This window comes from Psychrobacter sp. CAL346-MNA-CIBAN-0220 (genome assembly GCF_040309805.1).
GTDB lineage: Bacteria > Pseudomonadota > Gammaproteobacteria > Pseudomonadales > Moraxellaceae > Psychrobacter.
Genome location: NZ_JBEOPF010000002.1, coordinates 126,787 through 146,403, shown reverse-complemented (window position 1 = coordinate 146,403; position 19,617 = coordinate 126,787). Strand labels below are relative to the sequence as shown.

Genomic DNA, 19,617 nt, shown 5'->3' with positions numbered 1-19,617 from the left:
CTCAATGAACAAAAAAAACTTCAATAAAAACAGATAATATTGATAACTCAAAATAACCATTGAAAAACAAGCAACAGGATAATCCCATGACTGACGCCTTGAACAATAAGAACACCAATCCAGATTACCAGCCTAGCGCAAATGGCCACATTCAAGATCAATTGGTCAAAGACAGTATTGTCCACAAACAACATATCAGCGCACAAGCTCAAGCGCGTCAAAGTCCTGTACTTGATACTTCAAGTAATACCGCAACCGATAGCAGCCATTCCGCTGAATTTACTCAAGTGCAGGACCTACCAACAGGTACGCCGCAAGGTCAACAAACAACCATACCAAATAGCTCTACCAATACCAGCGCACCAGCGCAGCCTAATACCCAAACCGCAAAACAAACGGCCTTTAACCAGCGTGATGATATCAATAATCCACACACCTCTGATACTGATGGCGCAGAAGAGACCCACTTTGGCTATAAGACGATTAATAAAGCAGAAAAACAAGCTCGGGTGGCCGATGTGTTCACTTCAGTTGCCAAAAAATACGACATTATGAATGACTTAATGTCATTTGGTATTCATCGTTTATGGAAGCGTTATGCGATCAGTTTATCTGGGGTACGCGCCGGCCAGCATGTGCTCGATATCGCTGGTGGTACGGGCGACTTAGCCAAAGTATTTAGCCGTGAGGTAGGTCGTAGCGGTCATGTAGTACTGTCCGACATCAATGCCGCGATGCTAGAGGTTGGCCGTGAACGCTTGATTAATGCTGGCTGCAATAACGTGGATTTTGTGCTCGCCAATGCGGAAACCCTCGCTCCGTTCGACGATGAAAGCTTTGATCTACTGACTATTAGCTTTGGTCTGCGTAACGTCACCGATAAAGATGCGGCACTACGCGCTATGTATCGGGTACTTAAGCCCGGTGGTCGACTATTAATATTAGAGTTTTCAAAACCTGTCTTTGAGCCATTATCAAAAGCTTACGATTTATACTCGTTTACCGCGTTACCGATAATGGGTAAACTGGTCGCTAACGATTCAGAGAGCTATAAGTATTTAGCCGAATCGATTCGGATGCATCCTGATCAGCAAACGCTCAAACAGATGATGGAGCAAGCGGGCTTTGAGAATTGTGATTATCATAACTTAACAGCAGGTATTGTGGCTGTACATCGCGGCTTTAAAGCTTAAGTAACGCTCATCACTGCCCATCACTAAAGAGTGATAACCACATATCCTATTCAACATGTGAGAGTATTATGCTAACGGTATTACTTTTGGCAGGCGCCGAAAAGCTTATTAATATGGCCATTGCTAGTGATGAGATTACTCAAGCCGGTCTTACACCACTTGCTGGTAAAGTACTGCGGCTCAATATGACCATGCCGGAGATACAGTTAGATATTTTATTCAATCATGAACGCCTGCGTTTTGAGCCAGTCACTACAGACAGCGTATTTGAGCCGCGTGGCCAGCATGACGATGAACGCCAATACGCTGATCTCAATAGAGGTCGGATTGGTCGCAGTAGTCCGGACTGTACTATTAATATTGAAAATCCTGCACAATTACTCAACTTAATGCGCGGCGCTGAAGGTAATTTACCGATTGCTGGCGACTACAAAGTATTGATGCAGCTGAAACAATTAGTAGCAGGCTTCGATCCCGACGTGGCCGGACAGCTCGAGCCCCTTATTGGTAAACCCATGGCAAGCCAGTTACAGTTGCTCATATCACAGCTCAAAAGTAGTTTTCGCCATACGGCCAAGCACACCTTTGATGATGTCAGTGATTGGGCCAACGATGTGGCAGGTAATACTGCTCCTGATCCTATCGAAAAAGCACAAACGGATGATTTAAAGCAGCAATTATTGAAGTTGCGTGCTGATGTCGAGCGTGAGGAAGCAAGATTGGCTCACATTAAGGCCGAACAAGCACGCTTAACCAATAACAGGTAATCCATCTATCCGTTTATTCGCATATTTATCCAAAGTACCCACTTAGAGTTGTTTATCGCCCATGCTATTATCTCATCGTGCCCGTCTACTTGAGCTTTGGCGCATCGCAGCAAGCTACCGGATTGACACCCATTTTTCTGTTGAAGACTCGCCGCAGCTACAACCGCTTGCACGTTTGATTCGGCTCCATCCCGCTGCTTGGGGCAAAAAGCATCAGCCAAATGCTATCAAGTACGCATTAGAGGACATGGGCACACTATTTTTAAAACTCGGCCAGCTGCTCTCTACTCGCCGAGATCTGGTGCCACCTGAGATTATTGAGCAGTTAATTCAGCTGCAAGATCAAGTCAAATCTTTTGCCTCTGATATTGCTATCGCTCAAATCCAAGATCCTAAGCAGGGCCTAGGTCAATCTATTGAGACCCTGTTTGCACGCTTCGATATCAAACCTTTAGCAGCGGCTTCCATCGCCCAAGTTCATACTGCCGCACTACATGATGGTCGCGAAGTGGTGGTAAAAGTCGTCCGCCCTGATATACGTAGCACTATTATTGCGGACTTTGAGCTACTACGTACACTTGCTAATTGGGTGTCAGCACGTATAGAAGCGGCGCGTGCAGTACATATCATTGATATTGTCGAGGACTATCGGCAAGTGATGCTTAATGAGTTAGATTTAACCTTAGAGGCTGACAATACTACGAAGATGCGTAATAACTTCTTAGGGTCAGCATTGATGTATGTACCAGAAGTCTATGACGCTGCCAAAAACGTGATGGTCATGGAGCGCATTCAAGGCGTGCCTATTTCGCAGATTCAAATCTTCGACCAACTCGGCTATGATCGCGCAGCACTCGCAAAGAAAGGCCTAACCATATTTTTTACCCAAGTATTTCGTGATAACTTTTTCCATGCTGATATGCATCCAGGGAATGTTTTCGTAGAAACACCGCCTGTTAAGACGTTACCCAATAATATATCGCCCGTTGATTTGGGGCATGAGCCGCGCTATATTGGTCTTGACTGCGCTATCATGGGTACCTTATCCAAAAACGACCAGCTGATTGTGGCGCGGATGCTGCTAGCGGTCATGAATAATAACTTCACCGCTTTGGTAGATATTGTCAGTCGTGCAGGGTGGATACCGCCAAATACCGATAAGCATGCCTTAATGCGTGATATGCAGCGCACCGTTGGGCCCATGTTGCAGAAGTCTATTAATGAAATCGATTTTGCCGGCGTACTAATGCAAATACTAGATATCGCCCGTCGTCATCATATGAGTATTCCGCCGCAGCTCATGCTGCTACTCAAAACTTTAGTCCATGTCGAAGGGCTTGGTCGCGACTTATATCCTGACTTAGATATTTGGTCACTTGCTAAGCCTATTTTGAGCGGTTGGATTAAAGAGCAGCTGGATCCAATGCGTAATTTGCAACAGTTGCGCGAGCGTTTACCAGAGATTTTATTATCCAGCACTGACATTCCCAAACTGCTCGATCAGGGTTTGCAAAGTTTAGCCTCTCAAGGGTCGCGGCAAGACAGTCAACTGCGTGAAATACAGCAAATACGCGCTGATATGCTTAATGACCGCCGCCGTGATTGGATAGCATTGGCAGGGTTTGGGACAGGTATTGCCATTGCCACCCAAGTAGTCAGCTGGTTGTCCCCTATTTTCTATGTTTTAGCAGTACTAGTAGTCATTTGGCGAATACTGGCTTAAATTAAACTTAAATCTGCTTGTTATTGATATCCTATATAAATTGATAATGAGCTCAATACGGTCAGTATTCGCCACCCCAGCTTAAGTCATTTAAGATTAAAAATACTCTATATCTAAAGAAGTCATCTATGTCTATTGCTCAAATCAGTACTCCACCTAATTCTGATCACAGCATCGCCATCACTGCTCTACAAGCAGAGTTTGGCAAGCAGATTAGCACTAATCCAACCGTACGTGAGCAGCATGGTCATACTATGACATGGCTTGCCAATCAGCCACCGGATGCAGTGCTGACCGCCCATGATAAACATGACGTCGCGAGAGCAGTAAAGATTTGCAATCAATATCAAATGCCAGTGATTGCCTTCGGTATTGGCTCATCTTTAGAAGGCCAGCTGAACGCGCCTTATGGTGGCCTATGTATCGACATGCATGCACTGGACGCTATATTGCAGGTACATAATGAAGACCTTACGGTCACAGTGCAGCCTGGAGTCACCCGTGAACAATTGAATCACTATCTGCGTGATACGGGTTTATTTTTCCCGATAGACCCAGGTGCCAATGCCAGTATTGGCGGTATGGTTGCGACTCGCGCCTCCGGTACCAATGCTGTGCGCTACGGCACCATGAAAGATGTGGTTCTCGCTCTTGAGGTGGTTACAGCGTCCGGTGACATTATTCGCACTGGTACGCGTGCTAAGAAATCGGCAGCAGGTTATGACTTAACACACCTAATGATCGGCTCTGAGGGTACGCTGGGTATCGTCACTGAGGTCACGCTCAAACTGTTTGGAATTAGCGAAAGTATTGGTAGCGGACTGTGCCATTTTACGACTATTGAAGACGCTTGTCAGGCGGTGATGCTAACCATTCAGATGTGTCTGCCGATTGCTCGTATTGAGCTGCTCGACGCCTTGCAGATCAAAGCTTGTAATAAGTATGCCAATCTCAATCTGCTTGAGACCCCGACATTGTTCGTTGAGTTTCATGGTACCAAAGCCAGTGTCCGCGAACAAGCGCAAACCTTTACGGAGATTATTGAGGAGTTTGGCGGTACGGATTTTGTGTGGGATACCAATGAGGCTGAGCGTAAACGTTTGTGGCAAGCGCGCCATAACGCTTATCATGCCAGCTCCGCGCTACGACCAGAAGCCAGCGCCCTATCTACTGATGCCTGTGTACCTATTTCTCGTTTAGCTGAGTGCGTCAGCGCCACGGCGCGAGATGTCGAAGAATCAGGCATGATCGGCCCTATCGTTGGCCATGTGGGCGATGGTAACTTTCACGTTTTATTATTGGTAGATACTAATAATCCAGAAGAAGTAGCGACCGCTGACGGTATTATTAGTCGTTTAGCGATGCGTGCTATTGAAATGGACGGCACTTGTACGGGTGAGCACGGTATCGGCCAGGGTAAGCAAAAATATATGGCTCAAGAACATGGCAATGCCGTTGCTATGATGCAAGCGATTAAGTCCGCCCTTGACCCTAAGAATATCTTAAATCCTGGTAAGATATGGCCACAGCCATTGGTATAGTGAACCACCCAATAAAAAAAACCTACTATTGAATTTTCAATGGTAGGTTTTTTTATTGGGTGTTATGAAAAAGCTATTACATCTGATCAATGGCCATCTGGGTCAATACCCGTCCACGAGCGGTTCGTAGCACGTAACCTTGTTGAATAAGATAAGGCTCAATCACGTCTTCAAGTGTTCCCCGGTCCTCAGCCATCGCTGCTGCTACCGCCTCGACTCCTGCAGGACCACCATCAAAGCGCTCATGTAAAATCTCAATATAACGCCGATCTAGATGATCCAGTCCGCGCCGATCTACTGCCAGCATATCTAGTGCACTAGCAGCAATGTCACCGTTGATTCGGCCATCGGCTCTCACTTCCGCATAATCCCGAACCCGGCGTAATAAACGGTTGGCAATCCTTGGCGTACCCCGAGCACGACGTGCAATCTCAACGGCACCATCCTCACTCATTGGTACCCGCATCAAACGTGCCGCCCGGCTAACAATGGTAGTCAAATCAACGACATTATAAAACTCAAGACGCTGAACAATACCAAAGCGATCACGCAACGGCGAAGTCAATAATCCTGCCCGCGTGGTCGCCGCCACCAGCGTAAATGGCGGCAAATCAAGCTTAATAGAACGCGCAGCCGGTCCCTCACCAATCATAATGTCTAGCTGGAAGTCTTCCATTGCTGGATAGAGTATTTCTTCGATAACGGGACTCAGGCGATGAATCTCATCAATAAAAAGAATATCGCCAGCTTCCAGATTGGTTAACATCGCGGCTAAGTCACCGGCGCGCTCCAATACTGGCCCAGAGGTTGCACGCAGATTGCCACCCATCTCACGAGCGATAATATTGGCTAGAGTGGTCTTACCGAGACCAGGCGGGCCAAAAATCAAGGTATGATCTAATGCCTCATCACGCGCGCGCGCAGCACCGATAAAAACTTCCATTTGCTCACGTACCACCGGCTGACCGATATATTCAGCCAATAATGCGGGGCGAATGTTAGCATCAGGAGCGTCACCTGCCCCTTCAAGCGGATTAATCAAACGGTCTTCGGTCATAGGTTTTATCATTATATAGAAGGAATAAATAGCATAACCAAACCTAATGGATAAGTCATGCAAAAACGCCATAAAGTAACTGACAGAATAAAAATAAGCGACAGATAGTGTCGCTTATTTTTAGGGTGATAGGTCTTAATAAACTAAATTTAACAGCGCTAAAACCCAGACAGCTGCTGCAACGTTGCTTTTAATAACCCTTGCGTATCTGCAAAAACATGGCCATTACTCTTCGCCGCTTTAATCGCTTGCTGGGCTTCTTTTTCTTTATAGCCCAAACTGATCAGTGCGCCTTCTACCTCAGCAACGATACTGCCTTCATGAGATACAGCGACGGACTGGCTGCTAAACTCTAAGGAGCTATCATCAACCTCAATATTTTTGAGTTTGTCTTTAAGCTCAATCAATAAGCGCTGAGCGGTTTTTTTGCCAATACCAGGTATACGCATTAATGCGGTCTCAGAATCTTGCTCAACATGCATTTTAAGCTCAGCCGCTGACATAGCAGACAACATCGCTAGTGCCATTTTGGCACCAACGCCATTAATCTTAATCAATTGCCGGAACACATCGCGCTCTTTACGGTCGATAAAACCAAAAAGCAGCTGAGCATCTTCACGTACATGAAAATGCGTCCAGATACTTGCTTGTTGATCGACATGTAACTGACAAAACGAGGGTAACGGCAGCTCAATATCATAACCCACGCCAGAGGCAGTCATTACACAAGCAGTCGGTGCCATTAAGTACTGCACTTGCCCAGTAATCAGTCCTATCATAACTCACTACCTATTATAAAAAATGAGACATAAAATAAATAAGAGTTATTAACTCGCGCATTTGGGAGAGATTTTTTTGCTTACTGTGCAATGTTATCATTCCAGAGGCTTTAAAAAATTCTCCCAGTCATGCTGTATTCATTTTAAATTAGACTAGCGATAAGTTACTCGTCTTCATTGATTTATTGATAAAAATCAACCATACCTTCAAGGCTAATCGGACGGATCTTATCGGCTTGACCAGCAGAACCGAAAGCTTCAAAACGATTGCTACAAACATCAGACATCGCTTGCATCGACGCTTTAAAATATTTACGCGGATCAAAGTCGCTAGGATTGTGCGCTAAATATTGACGAATCGCACCGGTTGATGCTAGACGTAAGTCAGTATCAATATTGACCTTACGCACGCCATGTTTAATCGCCTCAACAATTTGCTCGACTGGTACGCCATAAGTTTCGCCAATCTCACCACCATATTCATTAATGACTTTTAGCCATTCTTGTGGCACTGATGAAGAACCATGCATTACCAAGTGAGTATTTGGAATACGAGCATGAATCTCTTTTACCCGCTCAATTGACAAGATATCGCCTGTCGGTGGACGCGTAAATTTGTAAGCACCATGGCTGGTTCCGATAGCAATCGCTAGCGCATCAACATTGGTATCTTTAACAAACTGCTCGGCTTCATCGGCGCTAGTCAAAAGCTGTTCATGACCGAGCACCCCTTCTGCACCAGAACCATCTTCTTCACCGGCCATACCAGTCTCAAGACTACCCAAACAGCCAATTTCACCTTCGACAGAGACACCGCAAGCGTGTGCTAACTTGACTACTTCACGAGTAACGCTAGCATTATAGTCATAATCCATTGGGGTTTTGCCATCTTCGCCGAGCGAGCCATCCATCATAACTGATGAAAAACCAAGCTGGATTGAGCGCTGACAGATTGCCGCTGACATGCCGTGATCTTGGTGCATTACTACTGGAATATGTGGCCACTCTTCAATAGCTGCAATGATTAAATGCCGTAGAAAGGCCGATCCAGCATAGCTGCGCGCGCCGGCACTGGCCTGTACAATCACTGGTGAGTTGCAGGCATCAGCTGCCATCATAATCGCTCGCATTTGCTCTAAATTGTTCACATTGAAAGCAGGAACACCGTAGCTATGTTCAGCAGCATGATCTAACAGTTGACGTAAGGAGATTAAGGCCATAAAACGCTCTCTGATTGGATTTTGAAAATGATTTTTGATTACAAGGTTTTGCAACAATTGCCTAAAACCACTGCTTTAAAATAGTGGTACCACTGTAGATCGATAAAAGACTCAATTGTTTTTGATAGTCCTGATTGCGTGGTGATTATAGCAAAATTTGTCACCCCTTCGCAGCTGTTGCAAGACTATTTATTTGTCTGACCCGTTTTCTTGTTAGTAACTTAAATTAGTGACTCGAACAAACCATAAAATCCACAGACTGATAAACACAAAAAAGCCTTGGCATTACCAAGGCTTGTTAAGTGTTGAGGCATTAACTGTTTAGTAAAATTAGTACTGTTGATCTGCAGGAACTTTTTCTTCTGCATTAGCAGCCACATCATTTGCGCCTGCAGCAACGTTTTCAGCACCTTTAGCAACGGCTTCGGCAGTACCTTCAACGGCTTTGTTCGCGCCATCAGCGATTACTTCGCCAGTGTTTACTACTGCACCAGTAGCGACAGCACCGGCAGTTTGGGCACCATCAGCAAGCTCAGCGCCCGCATCTTGAGCGGCAACTTCAGCTTCAGCTGTGGCAACTTCAGTATCCGCTGCGACGTCGTCACCAGCGCTCTCAGCAGCAGCTTCAACGTTGCCAGCATCCGCTTGTTCTTCAGTTTGTTGGCTACATGCAGTGACTGCAAAAGTACCAGCAAGAATGCTAGCAAGTAACAAATGACGTTTTAACATAATAAACCTCTTGTAAATAATGCATGTCAAAATACATGGTGGCGCTATTTTATAGAGTGCAAATAAGACATGCAATAGTAATTTTTAGTATATTAACAAATAATAACTGCTTAATAATGGCGGTTGACTATTCGCTTTTGAATTAACAGTTTAGCTGTGTCGGCCACCGTATTATTTTCACAGCCTACCTTAGATGCTGACTCAAGGTTGTACGCGTAATGTTACTAGATAACTAGTCTGCAACACCGCTACTAGGATTCAATCTGTAATGCCGCCACTGCCGGCAATATTTTACCTTCTACAAATTCTAAGAACGCGCCGCCGCCCGTTGACATATAATTGACGCCATCAGCTACTTGGTATTTATCAATGGCTGCGAGCGTATCACCACCACCAGCAATAGAAAAACCGGTGCTATTTTGTACTGCAATTGCTACAATTTCAGTACCCGCGCTAAAAGCATCAACTTCAAATACCCCAACCGGACCATTCCATAAAATAGTTTTAGCATTAGCAATGGCTTCCGCCATTTTTTCAGCACTTTGTGGTGCAATATCTAATATCATATCATCTTCGCCAATACTATTAACGCCCTTAACCGTTGCACAAGCTTGCTGCAATGAGCCGATAAAGTCTGCAAAGTCGATGTCATTTTTGTCAGCGACTACGACATATTCAGGCAATAAAATATCCGTTTTATTCATAATCTGCCGTGCAGTCTCAACCAAATCTGCTTCATATAAAGAAGCACCTACATTGTGACCTTGTGCTGCCAAAAAAGTATTGGCAATACCGCCACCAACAATAATTTGGCTACAAAGCTCAGCCAAACTGTGCAAGACTTCAAGCTTGGTGGATACTTTTGAGCCCCCAACGATAGCCAGCATTGGCTGAGCAGGATTTTCAAGTGCGTGGCTTAACGCATCAAGCTCTGCAGCCAACAGCGGACCTGCACAAACCGTCTTGTCAGCTTGACGCATAGCCTGAGTAACACCCTCAGTTGATGCCTGGGCACGGTGCGCAGTACCAAAAGCGTCCATCACAAACACATCGCATAAATCAGCATAAGCTTTTGCTAGCACCGCATCATTTCTCTTTTCACCTTTATTAAAGCGTACATTTTCTAACAACACCACGTCGCCAGCGTTGATAGTGACGCCTTGAGTAAGATAGTCACAGTTAAGCGTTACCGGCTGTGACAACTGTGCGCCCAGCTTATCGGTTAGATAGTCAGCAACCGGCGCTAACGAATATCTCTTTTCAGGCTCACCTTCTGTTGGACGTCCTAAATGCGAGCAAATAATGACTGCAGCGCCTTTATCTAACGCCATTCTTATGGTGGGTAAACTGGCTTGCAGGCGCGCATCACTCGTTACTTTGCCATCTTTAATAGGTACATTTAAGTCTTCACGAATTAACACCACTTTATCTGCTAACGTTAGCTCACTCATACGCAAAAAATTCATTACCTGCTCCTATGCTATGTATTAATCTATCTATTAATTTATGATGTATTGTCTTTGTTAAGTGGTATTTATAAGTTACTTTTTATGGTTAAGGCTTTTTTAGCAAAATCAAAAGGCGCTATATTCTATCAGTTTTCTACCCATATCTTGTAGGTAATGACCAATGAGTATTGGGCACGAGTATAACGTAACTTTGGCTTTTTAAAATCGCCATTAAAACAACAACAGTTATCATCGGCTACCAGTACTTAGTCACTCAAAATCAATCAAAAAGATCAGTAACATTTCGTGGTGGTACTCCATAGCTGCCCGCCCTATGATAGAGCAGTAAACAATAACAACGTCCCATTAGGAGATTATAATGAGCATTGACTTAGACACTGCCAAACAAAAGCTGTTAGAACTCAAAGAAGAATATGAGACCCGTATTGCTAAAATAAAATATGACATTCAAAACCCACAAGATGAGCTTAATAAAGATTGGGAAGATCAAGCAATCTCTATTCGTCAAAATGATACGCGTCAACTCTTATCGGCAGAAGCACAACAAAACCTTAGCTATGTTCAAGACGCGCTAAGCCATATTGAAAATGGTACTTATGGTGCATGTGAAGTATGTGGCAAAGAGATACCAAAACAACGTTTGGAAGCCGTTCCTTACGCCACCTTATGTATGGAACATGCAAAATAAATGGTGTGATATGGTTGGTTTACTATAAACCCTACTTTTCTCAATTTTTGCGGGATAGGCGCGCATGACTTTGCGTGCTTTTCAATGATTAGGGTTATAACTGTTCAAAGTTATCATTGTTCAAAACAATAATTATTTAAGGTTTTAACTATAATATAAATTTAAAAACTTAAGGCGCATTTAAACGACAGACCAATCATTCAGAGCTTGCTGCCACTGTCGACAGCGCTTCGCAATGCTTTCAACTGGTAAATCCATAATATCGCCAACGACCGCAATATAATTAATCGGTAAACCTGCCAGTTGTCTGATATTTTCTACCGTTAATCCACCAATGATACAAATATCAATCTTTTTCTGACAGCCATCGATAAGCTGCTGAAGGGAAATAGTACTGGCATTAGGTTTGGTACTGGAGACGAATATGGCACCCATTGCAGCATAATTTGCACCATCGTTTTGTGCCGCTTCGATAAGTTCAATATCACCGTGGCAGGTACGCCCGATAATTTGATCGACGTTTAATTGCCGTTTGGCCTCACTAATGTCACCATCTTGCTGACCTAAATGCACACCAATGCCAAGCTTAGCTGCCATGGTTATATCGTCATTAATCACTACAGGAACACGGTACTCTTTGGCTAAAGCAACTATTTTTATTGCTTCATTATAGAGTTTTTCTTGACCATCTGGCAGCGCCAACATCTGCTTGCGCCGGACTTGTAATAGGCCTATCAGTCCTGTCGCTAAAGCGATCTCCAGTTTGGCATAAAGCAGCTCAAACTCATCATCATTAGTGAGCAAATAAAGTTTAGGCGCTTTTAATATCGGCGTTTTTAATACGGATGCTGTTAACTTAGTCATTCAACTGTCCTTGATTTTAAGACAAAAAAAAGGCCGTTATGCCATATAACAGCCTTCTTTTATAAATGATAGTGCATTAAGTACTTAATCATTGTCAAATGATATATCAACTGTTTCTATACGGTACGGCGGGTAGCAAGGCTACTTAATATATTTTTAGCATCGCCCCAACGCGTGGCTGAACTATTCGCCCCTAAGATGACAATAATAGCAGGACGGTTATTAACGCGCGTTTCCATGACCACACAACGTCCAGCCTCATTAATGAAGCCAGTTTTGGAGATACCAATGGGATAGTCACCTGAACGTACTAAGCTACTGGTATTATTGGCTTTATAAGTACGGTTACCACTAGAATAATTAGCAACGAAGAAGTCATAGCTCTTAGTAGTAGAGAAGCGGCGAATCACATCATAATTGCCCGCAGCACGTACCATTTTTACCAAGTCATTCGACGAGGCAACGTTGCGTTTATCAAGACCCGTTGGGTCACCAAAAAAGGCGGTGTTCATGCCTAATTCTTTAGCTTTACTATTCATTGCACGCATAAAAGCAGAATAGCCGCCTGGGTAGTTGCGCGCTAAACTTTTTGCGGCAGGATTTTCTGATTTCATCAATGCCATTAACAATAGCTCAGCACGATTCATACGATCACCTGATTCTAAGCGTGAGCTGGCGCGTTTGGGGCCGACGAAATCTTCCGGATCTAGCGTAATTTCTTCACGCATATCGAGGCCGCCATCTAAAACCACCATAGCCGTCATCAGCTTGGTAATACTGGCCATCGGACGGGCAGCGTCCGCGTTTTTTTCATAGATAGACTCGCCTGTTTCGGCGTCAATGACCGCTACACTGCGTGAGTCTGTGCTGATCGGCAGCATATTGCTGCTACCAAAACTACCGCGATAGGTGGTCTTATAGCTATTGCTACTACTACCATAGCTATTAGCATTGGTAATACTGGTAGTGCCAGAACCATTATCGACTTTTTTAATGGCTGAGCCGTTAGGGCTATACATGATATTACGGGCTTCAGATAGGCTATCGGCCCCGCCCCAGCTAACACGCGCACTAGAGCTAGAATCAGCGCTACCATTAATAGTAAGTGCGGCTTGTGCAGCACTGCCCAAACTCAACGAAATCATGGCAGCGATTAATTGCTGTTTGGTTAATGGTAGTTGTTTCATTCTTCCCCCTGCTACTCGTATCGCGTCAATTGTAGAAATTTTAACCCGATTCAAATACGTAGCGTTTATGGATGCGTTTGCAAGTACTCTTATGAAGTACTCGTATATAGTTTTTGTAATTTTAGTGTATCATGATTTGTGTTTAAGTTTAATCTGGTGGAGCTATTTCATAAAAGTTTTATTGCTTTGGGCAAACTTTGCTACATTCACTTTGGGTTTGTGCAATATATGTTAACAATTGAGCAATATTCGATAATTTCAAGGGATACCTATTTACGTTAGTATACACATAGCGACACTAATAATGTACTTGTAATAAGTACTAAATATTTAAATATTAGTTATTTGAGTATCAACTATTAACGTGAGCTAATAGGGTAACTTTACCCTAAAGCATACTATTCTGTTAGACAGCAAAGAGTAAAATTATGATTCGAGTATTAGTAGTAGATGATCATGACTTGGTACGAATGGGCATCAGCCGTATGTTATCTGACAGCACGGATATCGAAGTTGTGGGCGAAGCGGACAGTGGCGATATGGCAATTAAGTTGGCCAAACAACTGAGTCCTGATGTGGTGCTATTAGATGTCAATATGCCCAATATTGGCGGGCTGGAAGCCACCAAGCGCTTAGTACAGCTTAATATGGGCATTAAAATTTTGGCGGTCAGTAGTTTATCTACTCAACCTTATCCATCGATGCTACTTAAAGCTGGAGTCAATGGTTATATTACCAAAGGTACGCCGCTTGATGAGATGATACGAGCGGTCAAAAAAGTCTACCAAGGAGGGCGTTATTTTAGCCAAGATGTCGCTGAACAACTGGCGGAAGTGCTACTCTCGGACAACGCCGCCTCACCATTTGAGCTATTAAGTGATCGCGAAAAACAAGTAGCAATGATGGTGGTTAATTGTCAGAGCCCGCAACAAATTGCCGATCAATTATTTGTTAGTGTCAAAACTATCAATACCTATCGCTACCGTATTTACGAGAAAGTCGGTGTCGATAGTGATGTCAAATTGACTCATTTAGCGATTCGTCATGGCTTGATTCAGCCCTGAATATAGTTTTGCATAAAATATTTTTAAACACTTAATATTTATCCCTCGGCCCTCTTATGACCTCTGCTTCTAAAGCCATCAACACTATTATCAACTATCTGCAACAAGCTGATACCTTGCCTTCCCCACAGCTACGTAAGCTTGGACTCATTTATAGCAGTTATCGGCTGATTGTCAGTATATTTTATATGTTGATGTTCTATGTCACAGTCAAAACGGATAGTAGTTTTCCACTACCAAGCTTATTACAGCAAACTACGCTTATTTTTTATGTGCTGTTGAGCTTGATTTTACTAGTGCTATTCTCTGTAATATCGAAGCGGCCACGGCGGCAACTTGCTTTAGGGTTGGCGTTAGATGTCATTATCTTAAGCTTACTGCTATATACCGATGGGGCACCTGATCTACAGCTCACCATGCTTTATATGGTGGTAGTGGCAGCAAGTTTTATGTTATTACAGGGCTCACATGCGCTGATTATCACCTTACTGGCGATTATTTTTGTTATTTATCAGCAATTCTTTTATGCGATTGCAAATCGTATGAGCTTGGCTAACTTAGGTGACGCACTGCTGATGTCAGCAAGCTTTTTGATAGTGGGATTTTTAAGCTGGTCTATCTCGCAGCGCTTAGTACATGTCGAGAAAATGGCAGCGCGGCAAGCAAAAGAAGTAGAACGCCTGAATACGATCAACCAAGAAGTTATCAGTCAGATGCTTAACGGCGTTATCGTAATTGATAAGCAGCGTATTGTTCTCGCCAATCAAGCCACCTATCAACTGCTCGCCATCTCTGCAATGCAAGCATCTCTTTCTAATATGATCCCAATAAGCGAGAAAGATTCTATCAGCGCGATTGGTCAAAAAGAGCGCATGACAGACCAATTATCACCTTATAACGATCCGTTTGCGGACTTTCAACGGCAGCTTATTGAGCAGCATGCGGCATTACTCACTAGCTGTTTGGCAGTACCAGCGGGGCAGTCTCACACCTTTATTTATAAATTACCCGCTGCTGCAAGGGCGTCTACTATAGGTAAATTGCGTATACAGGTCATTCCGCTAAAGGATGCCAGCCAACTGATATTCCTTGAGGACTTACGCCGTGAACAAGCCAGCGCTCAACAATTAAAACTGGCTTCTCTTGGACAATTAACGGCCAGTATCGCTCATGAAATCCGTAACCCACTGGCTGCAATTTCACAGGCTAGCCAGCTATTGATGGAGGATATAAATGCACCAATAGCTAGCGGTACGGACCCTGATAATGCTACCGACCCTGAGCTTAAATCTATCCCTACACCAGAGAATTATGAGCTGTATAACATGATATTTGCGCAGACCAAACGCGTTAATCGAATTATTGAGGACGTATTAAAACTATCTCGGCAGCAACAGTCTAATCAGCAATCAATAGCCCTTGCACCTTGGTTATCGAAGTTTTTAGACAGCTATTTTCGCGATCATGATGTTTTTTTGCGTCTTTATGCTGAGCCAATCATCCAGTTTGATACCCAGCAGTTAGAACAGGTTTTAATAAATTTGATTAATAATGGCTTGCGTCATAGCAGCTACGCTCACCCTCATGCTTATGTAGAAATCGAAGTTCATACCGCTCAGAACGATGTTATACTCGATGTTTTAGATGATGGCTCGGGCGTTGACACCGCTGACTTAGAACATTTATTCAATCCATTTTTTACTACCGATAAGGCAGGCACAGGTTTAGGGCTATATTTGTCTCAAGCATTTTGTGAAGCCAATCATGCTCATTTACTGTATGTGCCCGAGCATAAAAAAACCTGCTTTCGCTTGATTGTACCTGCTATAGAAACGGCACTGCTTATAGGGAAATAGGCTATAGAACCCGTTTATGCCATTACTTTACTTTTTAATATTTTGTACCAATTGAACACCAACGAGGTAACATATGACAGCAACAGCGCTGGTCGTCGATGATGAAGTGGATTTATGCCGGCTGATGCAAATCACCTTAACTAAAATGGGTATTAAAAGTGATGTCGCTTATACCCTATCGCAAGCCAAAGCCTATTGGCGAGACAATACTTACAACTTCTGCTTAACTGACCTAAAGCTGCCAGATGGCTCAGGGTTGGAGTTGGTTAAGCAGATTAGTAATAGCTCCAATACACCAGTGGCAGTCATTACTGCACATGGCAGCATGGATCTAGCAATTGAAGCCCTGAAGCTTGGCGCTTTTGATTTTGTAAATAAGCCCCTTGAGCTACCACGTTTGCGCCAATTGGTTGAAAACGCTCTCAAAGTTACCGTTACTCAACAAAATAATGAGACCCAAGCAACTACCGAGCGTACGTTAGAACAGCAGCTATTAGACAGTCGTTTAATCGGCGACTCAGCCGTAATGCGTACTCTTAAAAATACCATTACAAAATTAGCGCGATCACAAGCTCCAGTGTTTTTATCGGGTGCTTCGGGAACGGGAAAAGAGGTAGTAGCCAGACTGATTCATGATTTGAGCCCACGCCGTGACGGCAGTTTTGTACCCGTAAACTGTGGCGCTATTCCTTCGGAGCTTATGGAGTCAGAGTTTTTTGGTCACAAGAAAGGCAGTTTTACTGGCGCGGTCGCTGATAAGCAAGGTCTGTTTCAACAGGCCAATGGTGGTACGCTGTTTTTGGATGAAATTGCAGATTTACCATTAGTAATGCAGGTTAAGCTACTACGTGCCATTCAAGAAAAGACCGTACGCGCTATCGGCGATACTAAAGAAGTGCCTGTAGATATTCGTATTTTATCAGCTACTCATAAAGACTTGAGTCAGCTGGTACAAAGTGGCAGATTTCGACAAGATTTATATTACCGTATCAACGTCATTGAGGTTAAACTGCCCACCCTTAATGCCCGTCGTGATGACATTCCAGCCTTAGCCAAACACTTCTTGGCACTAATTTCTGAGGAATGGCAATTAGATACGTCGCCACAGTTAACAGAGGCAGCTTGCCAGCGACTACAATACTATGAGTTTAATGGTAATGTCCGCGAGCTACGCAATGTGCTTGAACGTGCGATAACCTTAGCCGAAACGTCAACGATTGATAGCGATCATTTAGGGCTGCCTGAACTTACTGATCATTACGAAAACACAGTTTCTAATGATGATATGGCTACTGATGAACATATAGCGACTAAAGATAGTACTGCTCTAGATAACCAGTCAGCGCCAGTACAACCGGACAACTCAAAGCAAAGCGCTAAAGCGACTAACGGTCAAGCCATTGATAACTTGCACCCGTATCGTGCTCATAGTCAACAGTACTCATCAGCTATTCAAGCGTCTACTTCTAGCGCCAATCATACCAACGGACCCTCTGTCTATAATCGAGACCGCCGTCAGCAACAGCCATTTATTGAGGAGATAAATAGTAACTCATCATTAGTAAGCGCATCTGAAGCCGATTTGCCACAAAAAGGCCTAGAAGTTTATCTGCAAGACCAAGAAAAGCGTCTAATTATTACGGCGCTTAAAAAGACCGATTGGAATAAGACCCAGGCAGCTGAACTACTGGGCACTACCTTTCGATCCTTACGCTATCGGATGAAGAAGTTAGAAATTGACGACAAGCAGGATAATGAGTAGTCTTTAGGTGACATGTTATTCATAAAACTCACTAATAACCGTTTAAACAAACAGTACCACTATTGGCTTACAAACCCTTATAGTTGCTCCTAACTACGGCGTCCTATTGCTGGTTTTTTCTCAGCAGCGCCTTCTTTTAAAGTTTCTTTTTGCACGAAACGTATGCCTGAAGAGCGTACTTGCTGGTGCAATAAATCGAGAGCTTGCCGCTCCCAGGTACTCTCGCTACCAGATAGAGTGACATCCGGTTGTACGCCAATTTTATCTATTTTGTTGCCGGTGGCGGTCAGGTAATGCGCCACCGTTAATTTAACTGCTTGCTCATCATTCAGTGGTATTACCGACTGTACTGATCCTTTGCCATAACTGACCTCACCGATAATAGTAGCGCGTTTTTGGGTCTGTAAGCTGCTTGCCAGTACTTCTGATGCTGATGCCGAATAGCGGTTTTGTAAGATAATAACGGGTAATGGCTTGAGTACCGCCGTACCTTGAGTAGACAAAGTCCGCAGCTCGCTGTGGCGACTTTTTACTTGCGCCACATCCGTATCGGTCATAAATAAACTGGCCACTTTTACCGCTGAGGTTAGTACCCCACCTGGATTATCGCGTAAATCTAGCAATATTCCGGATACGGGCGCTTCTAAAGCAATCAGACTTTGTAAAATTTTTTCGCGGCTATTATTTTGAAAAGCGGGTAGTTTAATAATAGCAATACCATCCTCTAGCCGCGTCTCAATGGTTTGTGGATGATTATTATTGCGCTGTAACGTTGTGGTGTGTTTACGGCGTCCCGCTTTTGAGGTGACAACATCCACTTTAGTGCCGGCAATACCTGTCAGCAGCTGCTCAATATCATGAGACTGTCTGTCCTCATCAAGCTTAAACTCATCAATTTGATGCAAATAATCACCGACGGCGATACCCTTTTTATCGGCAGGTGAATCAGTAATTACCTCGGTAATGACCCAATACCCAACCTTTGGCTGATAGATGGCTTTGAGACCGATATCACCAACATCACCTTCGGTAAAGGCGCGCAAATTTTCATACGCTTCCGCGTCTAAGAACTCAGCATGGCTATCAAGCTTGGTTAACATACCGCTCATCGCATTACTAAATAGCGCTTCGTCATTAACTGCATCAACATACTGACGGCGCACTAAGTCTACTACAGAGACAAATGTCTTTAGCGTCTCAGGTGAAATAGCATTTAAAGACACCTGCGCAACTTCTTCTGGAATGTCAGTATTTATATAATCTGATTCATCGACTAGTGCGTTGGTATCCGGTGCGTTATCTATCCAGTCGTCGGTTTGATCCGCGGCATTCAGCATATCGTCGGTATTTGATAAGTTATTGGTGCCATTATTTACTGGCACATCATCACCATATAGACTGATAAGATCCAAGTCTGCTGTCGGACTAAAGTCGCGACTGTTATTAATATTATTAGACGTGGTCGTTGCTGCTTGTGCCTGCATGCTTAGGCTGCCCATCCCTATCAGCCAAACTATAAATACAGGCTTAAAAGCAGCATATCGGTTTGATGAATGAGCCGAACAAGCGGGTCGAATAAAAGAGGATAGACGCATAAGAAGACTCATATAAACGATAAAAATACACAATATTTTTATAACAAAGCAAAAAGTACGCTGCTATAAGATAGCATTAAGATTACCTTAAGCACTAGGATAGTATTGCAAATAGAACCTGAC

At 43.8% G+C, this 19,617-nt stretch carries 16 protein-coding genes; 8 read left to right on the top strand and 8 right to left on the bottom strand.

Translation table 11 applies throughout. The features are described 5' to 3' along the window. Positions 1-86 precede the first annotated feature (86 nt). The 4 genes from ubiE (at position 87) to AAEY88_RS06660 (ending at position 5,224) form a co-directional block, all read left to right on the top strand. On the top strand, positions 87-1,193 hold the full coding sequence (gene ubiE, locus AAEY88_RS06675) for a bifunctional demethylmenaquinone methyltransferase/2-methoxy-6-polyprenyl-1,4-benzoquinol methylase UbiE (protein ID WP_350560716.1): 1,107 nt from the start codon (positions 87-89) through the stop codon (positions 1,191-1,193). Positions 1,194-1,261: 68 nt separating this feature from the next. Continuing rightward, positions 1,262-1,960: a hypothetical protein gene (locus AAEY88_RS06670; protein WP_350560714.1), complete on the top strand. Its 699-nt coding sequence runs from the start codon at positions 1,262-1,264 to the stop codon at positions 1,958-1,960. A gap of 61 nt (positions 1,961-2,021) precedes the next feature. Beyond that, positions 2,022-3,683 carry an AarF/UbiB family protein gene (locus tag AAEY88_RS06665; protein ID WP_350560712.1) on the top strand — a complete coding sequence of 554 codons (1,662 nt, stop codon included), beginning with the start codon at positions 2,022-2,024 and terminating at the stop codon, positions 3,681-3,683. Positions 3,684-3,811: 128 nt separating this feature from the next. Next, positions 3,812-5,224, top strand: a complete 1,413-nt coding sequence (locus AAEY88_RS06660; RefSeq protein WP_350560710.1) for an FAD-linked oxidase C-terminal domain-containing protein — start codon at positions 3,812-3,814, stop codon at positions 5,222-5,224. Positions 5,225-5,300: 76 nt separating this feature from the next. On the opposite strand, the gene ruvB is transcribed toward AAEY88_RS06660, so the two are convergent. The 5 genes from ruvB to AAEY88_RS06635 form a co-directional block, all read right to left on the bottom strand. Then, positions 5,301-6,281, bottom strand: a complete 981-nt coding sequence (ruvB, locus tag AAEY88_RS06655) for a Holliday junction branch migration DNA helicase RuvB (protein WP_350560708.1) — start codon at positions 6,279-6,281, stop codon at positions 5,301-5,303. Positions 6,282-6,439: 158 nt separating this feature from the next. Next, a complete protein-coding gene (ruvA, locus tag AAEY88_RS06650) occupies positions 6,440-7,060 on the bottom strand; it encodes a Holliday junction branch migration protein RuvA (RefSeq protein WP_350560706.1) in 621 nt (206 codons plus the stop codon). A gap of 182 nt (positions 7,061-7,242) precedes the next feature. Continuing rightward, complete coding sequence (fba, locus tag AAEY88_RS06645; RefSeq protein WP_350560704.1) at positions 7,243-8,280, bottom strand: class II fructose-bisphosphate aldolase; 1,038 nt, start codon at positions 8,278-8,280, stop codon at positions 7,243-7,245. 330 nt (positions 8,281-8,610) lie between these two features. Further along, positions 8,611-9,009, bottom strand: a complete 399-nt coding sequence (locus tag AAEY88_RS06640) for a hypothetical protein (protein WP_350560702.1) — start codon at positions 9,007-9,009, stop codon at positions 8,611-8,613. 251 nt (positions 9,010-9,260) lie between these two features. Next, positions 9,261-10,475, bottom strand: coding sequence for a phosphoglycerate kinase (locus tag AAEY88_RS06635; RefSeq protein WP_350560700.1), 1,215 nt, complete (start codon positions 10,473-10,475; stop codon positions 9,261-9,263). Between the two features lie 361 nt (positions 10,476-10,836). On the opposite strand from AAEY88_RS06635, the gene AAEY88_RS06630 reads away from it, so the two are divergent. Continuing rightward, positions 10,837-11,166, top strand: a complete 330-nt coding sequence (locus AAEY88_RS06630) for a TraR/DksA C4-type zinc finger protein (RefSeq protein ID WP_350560698.1) — start codon at positions 10,837-10,839, stop codon at positions 11,164-11,166. A 180-nt stretch (positions 11,167-11,346) separates the two neighbouring features. On the opposite strand, the gene AAEY88_RS06625 is transcribed toward AAEY88_RS06630, so the two are convergent. Then, positions 11,347-12,030, bottom strand: coding sequence for a thiamine phosphate synthase (locus AAEY88_RS06625; protein WP_350560696.1), 684 nt, complete (start codon positions 12,028-12,030; stop codon positions 11,347-11,349). Positions 12,031-12,146: 116 nt separating this feature from the next. Further along, positions 12,147-13,217, bottom strand: a complete 1,071-nt coding sequence (locus AAEY88_RS06620) for a serine hydrolase (protein WP_350560694.1) — start codon at positions 13,215-13,217, stop codon at positions 12,147-12,149. Between the two features lie 428 nt (positions 13,218-13,645). Between AAEY88_RS06620 and AAEY88_RS06615 the strand changes: the two genes are divergently transcribed. The 3 genes from AAEY88_RS06615 (at position 13,646) to AAEY88_RS06605 (ending at position 17,899) form a co-directional block, all read left to right on the top strand. Beyond that, positions 13,646-14,281, top strand: a complete 636-nt coding sequence (locus AAEY88_RS06615; protein WP_350560692.1) for a response regulator — start codon at positions 13,646-13,648, stop codon at positions 14,279-14,281. 56 nt (positions 14,282-14,337) lie between these two features. Beyond that, a complete protein-coding gene (locus AAEY88_RS06610) occupies positions 14,338-16,137 on the top strand; it encodes a HAMP domain-containing sensor histidine kinase (RefSeq protein WP_350560691.1) in 1,800 nt (599 codons plus the stop codon). Between the two features lie 73 nt (positions 16,138-16,210). Next, positions 16,211-17,899, top strand: a complete 1,689-nt coding sequence (locus AAEY88_RS06605) for a sigma-54 dependent transcriptional regulator (protein WP_350560689.1) — start codon at positions 16,211-16,213, stop codon at positions 17,897-17,899. Positions 17,900-17,988: 89 nt separating this feature from the next. Here the strand turns inward: AAEY88_RS06605 and AAEY88_RS06600 are convergent, their stop codons facing one another. Further along, positions 17,989-19,494: a S41 family peptidase gene (locus tag AAEY88_RS06600; protein WP_350560687.1), complete on the bottom strand. Its 1,506-nt coding sequence runs from the start codon at positions 19,492-19,494 to the stop codon at positions 17,989-17,991. Positions 19,495-19,617: the final 123 nt, after the last annotated feature.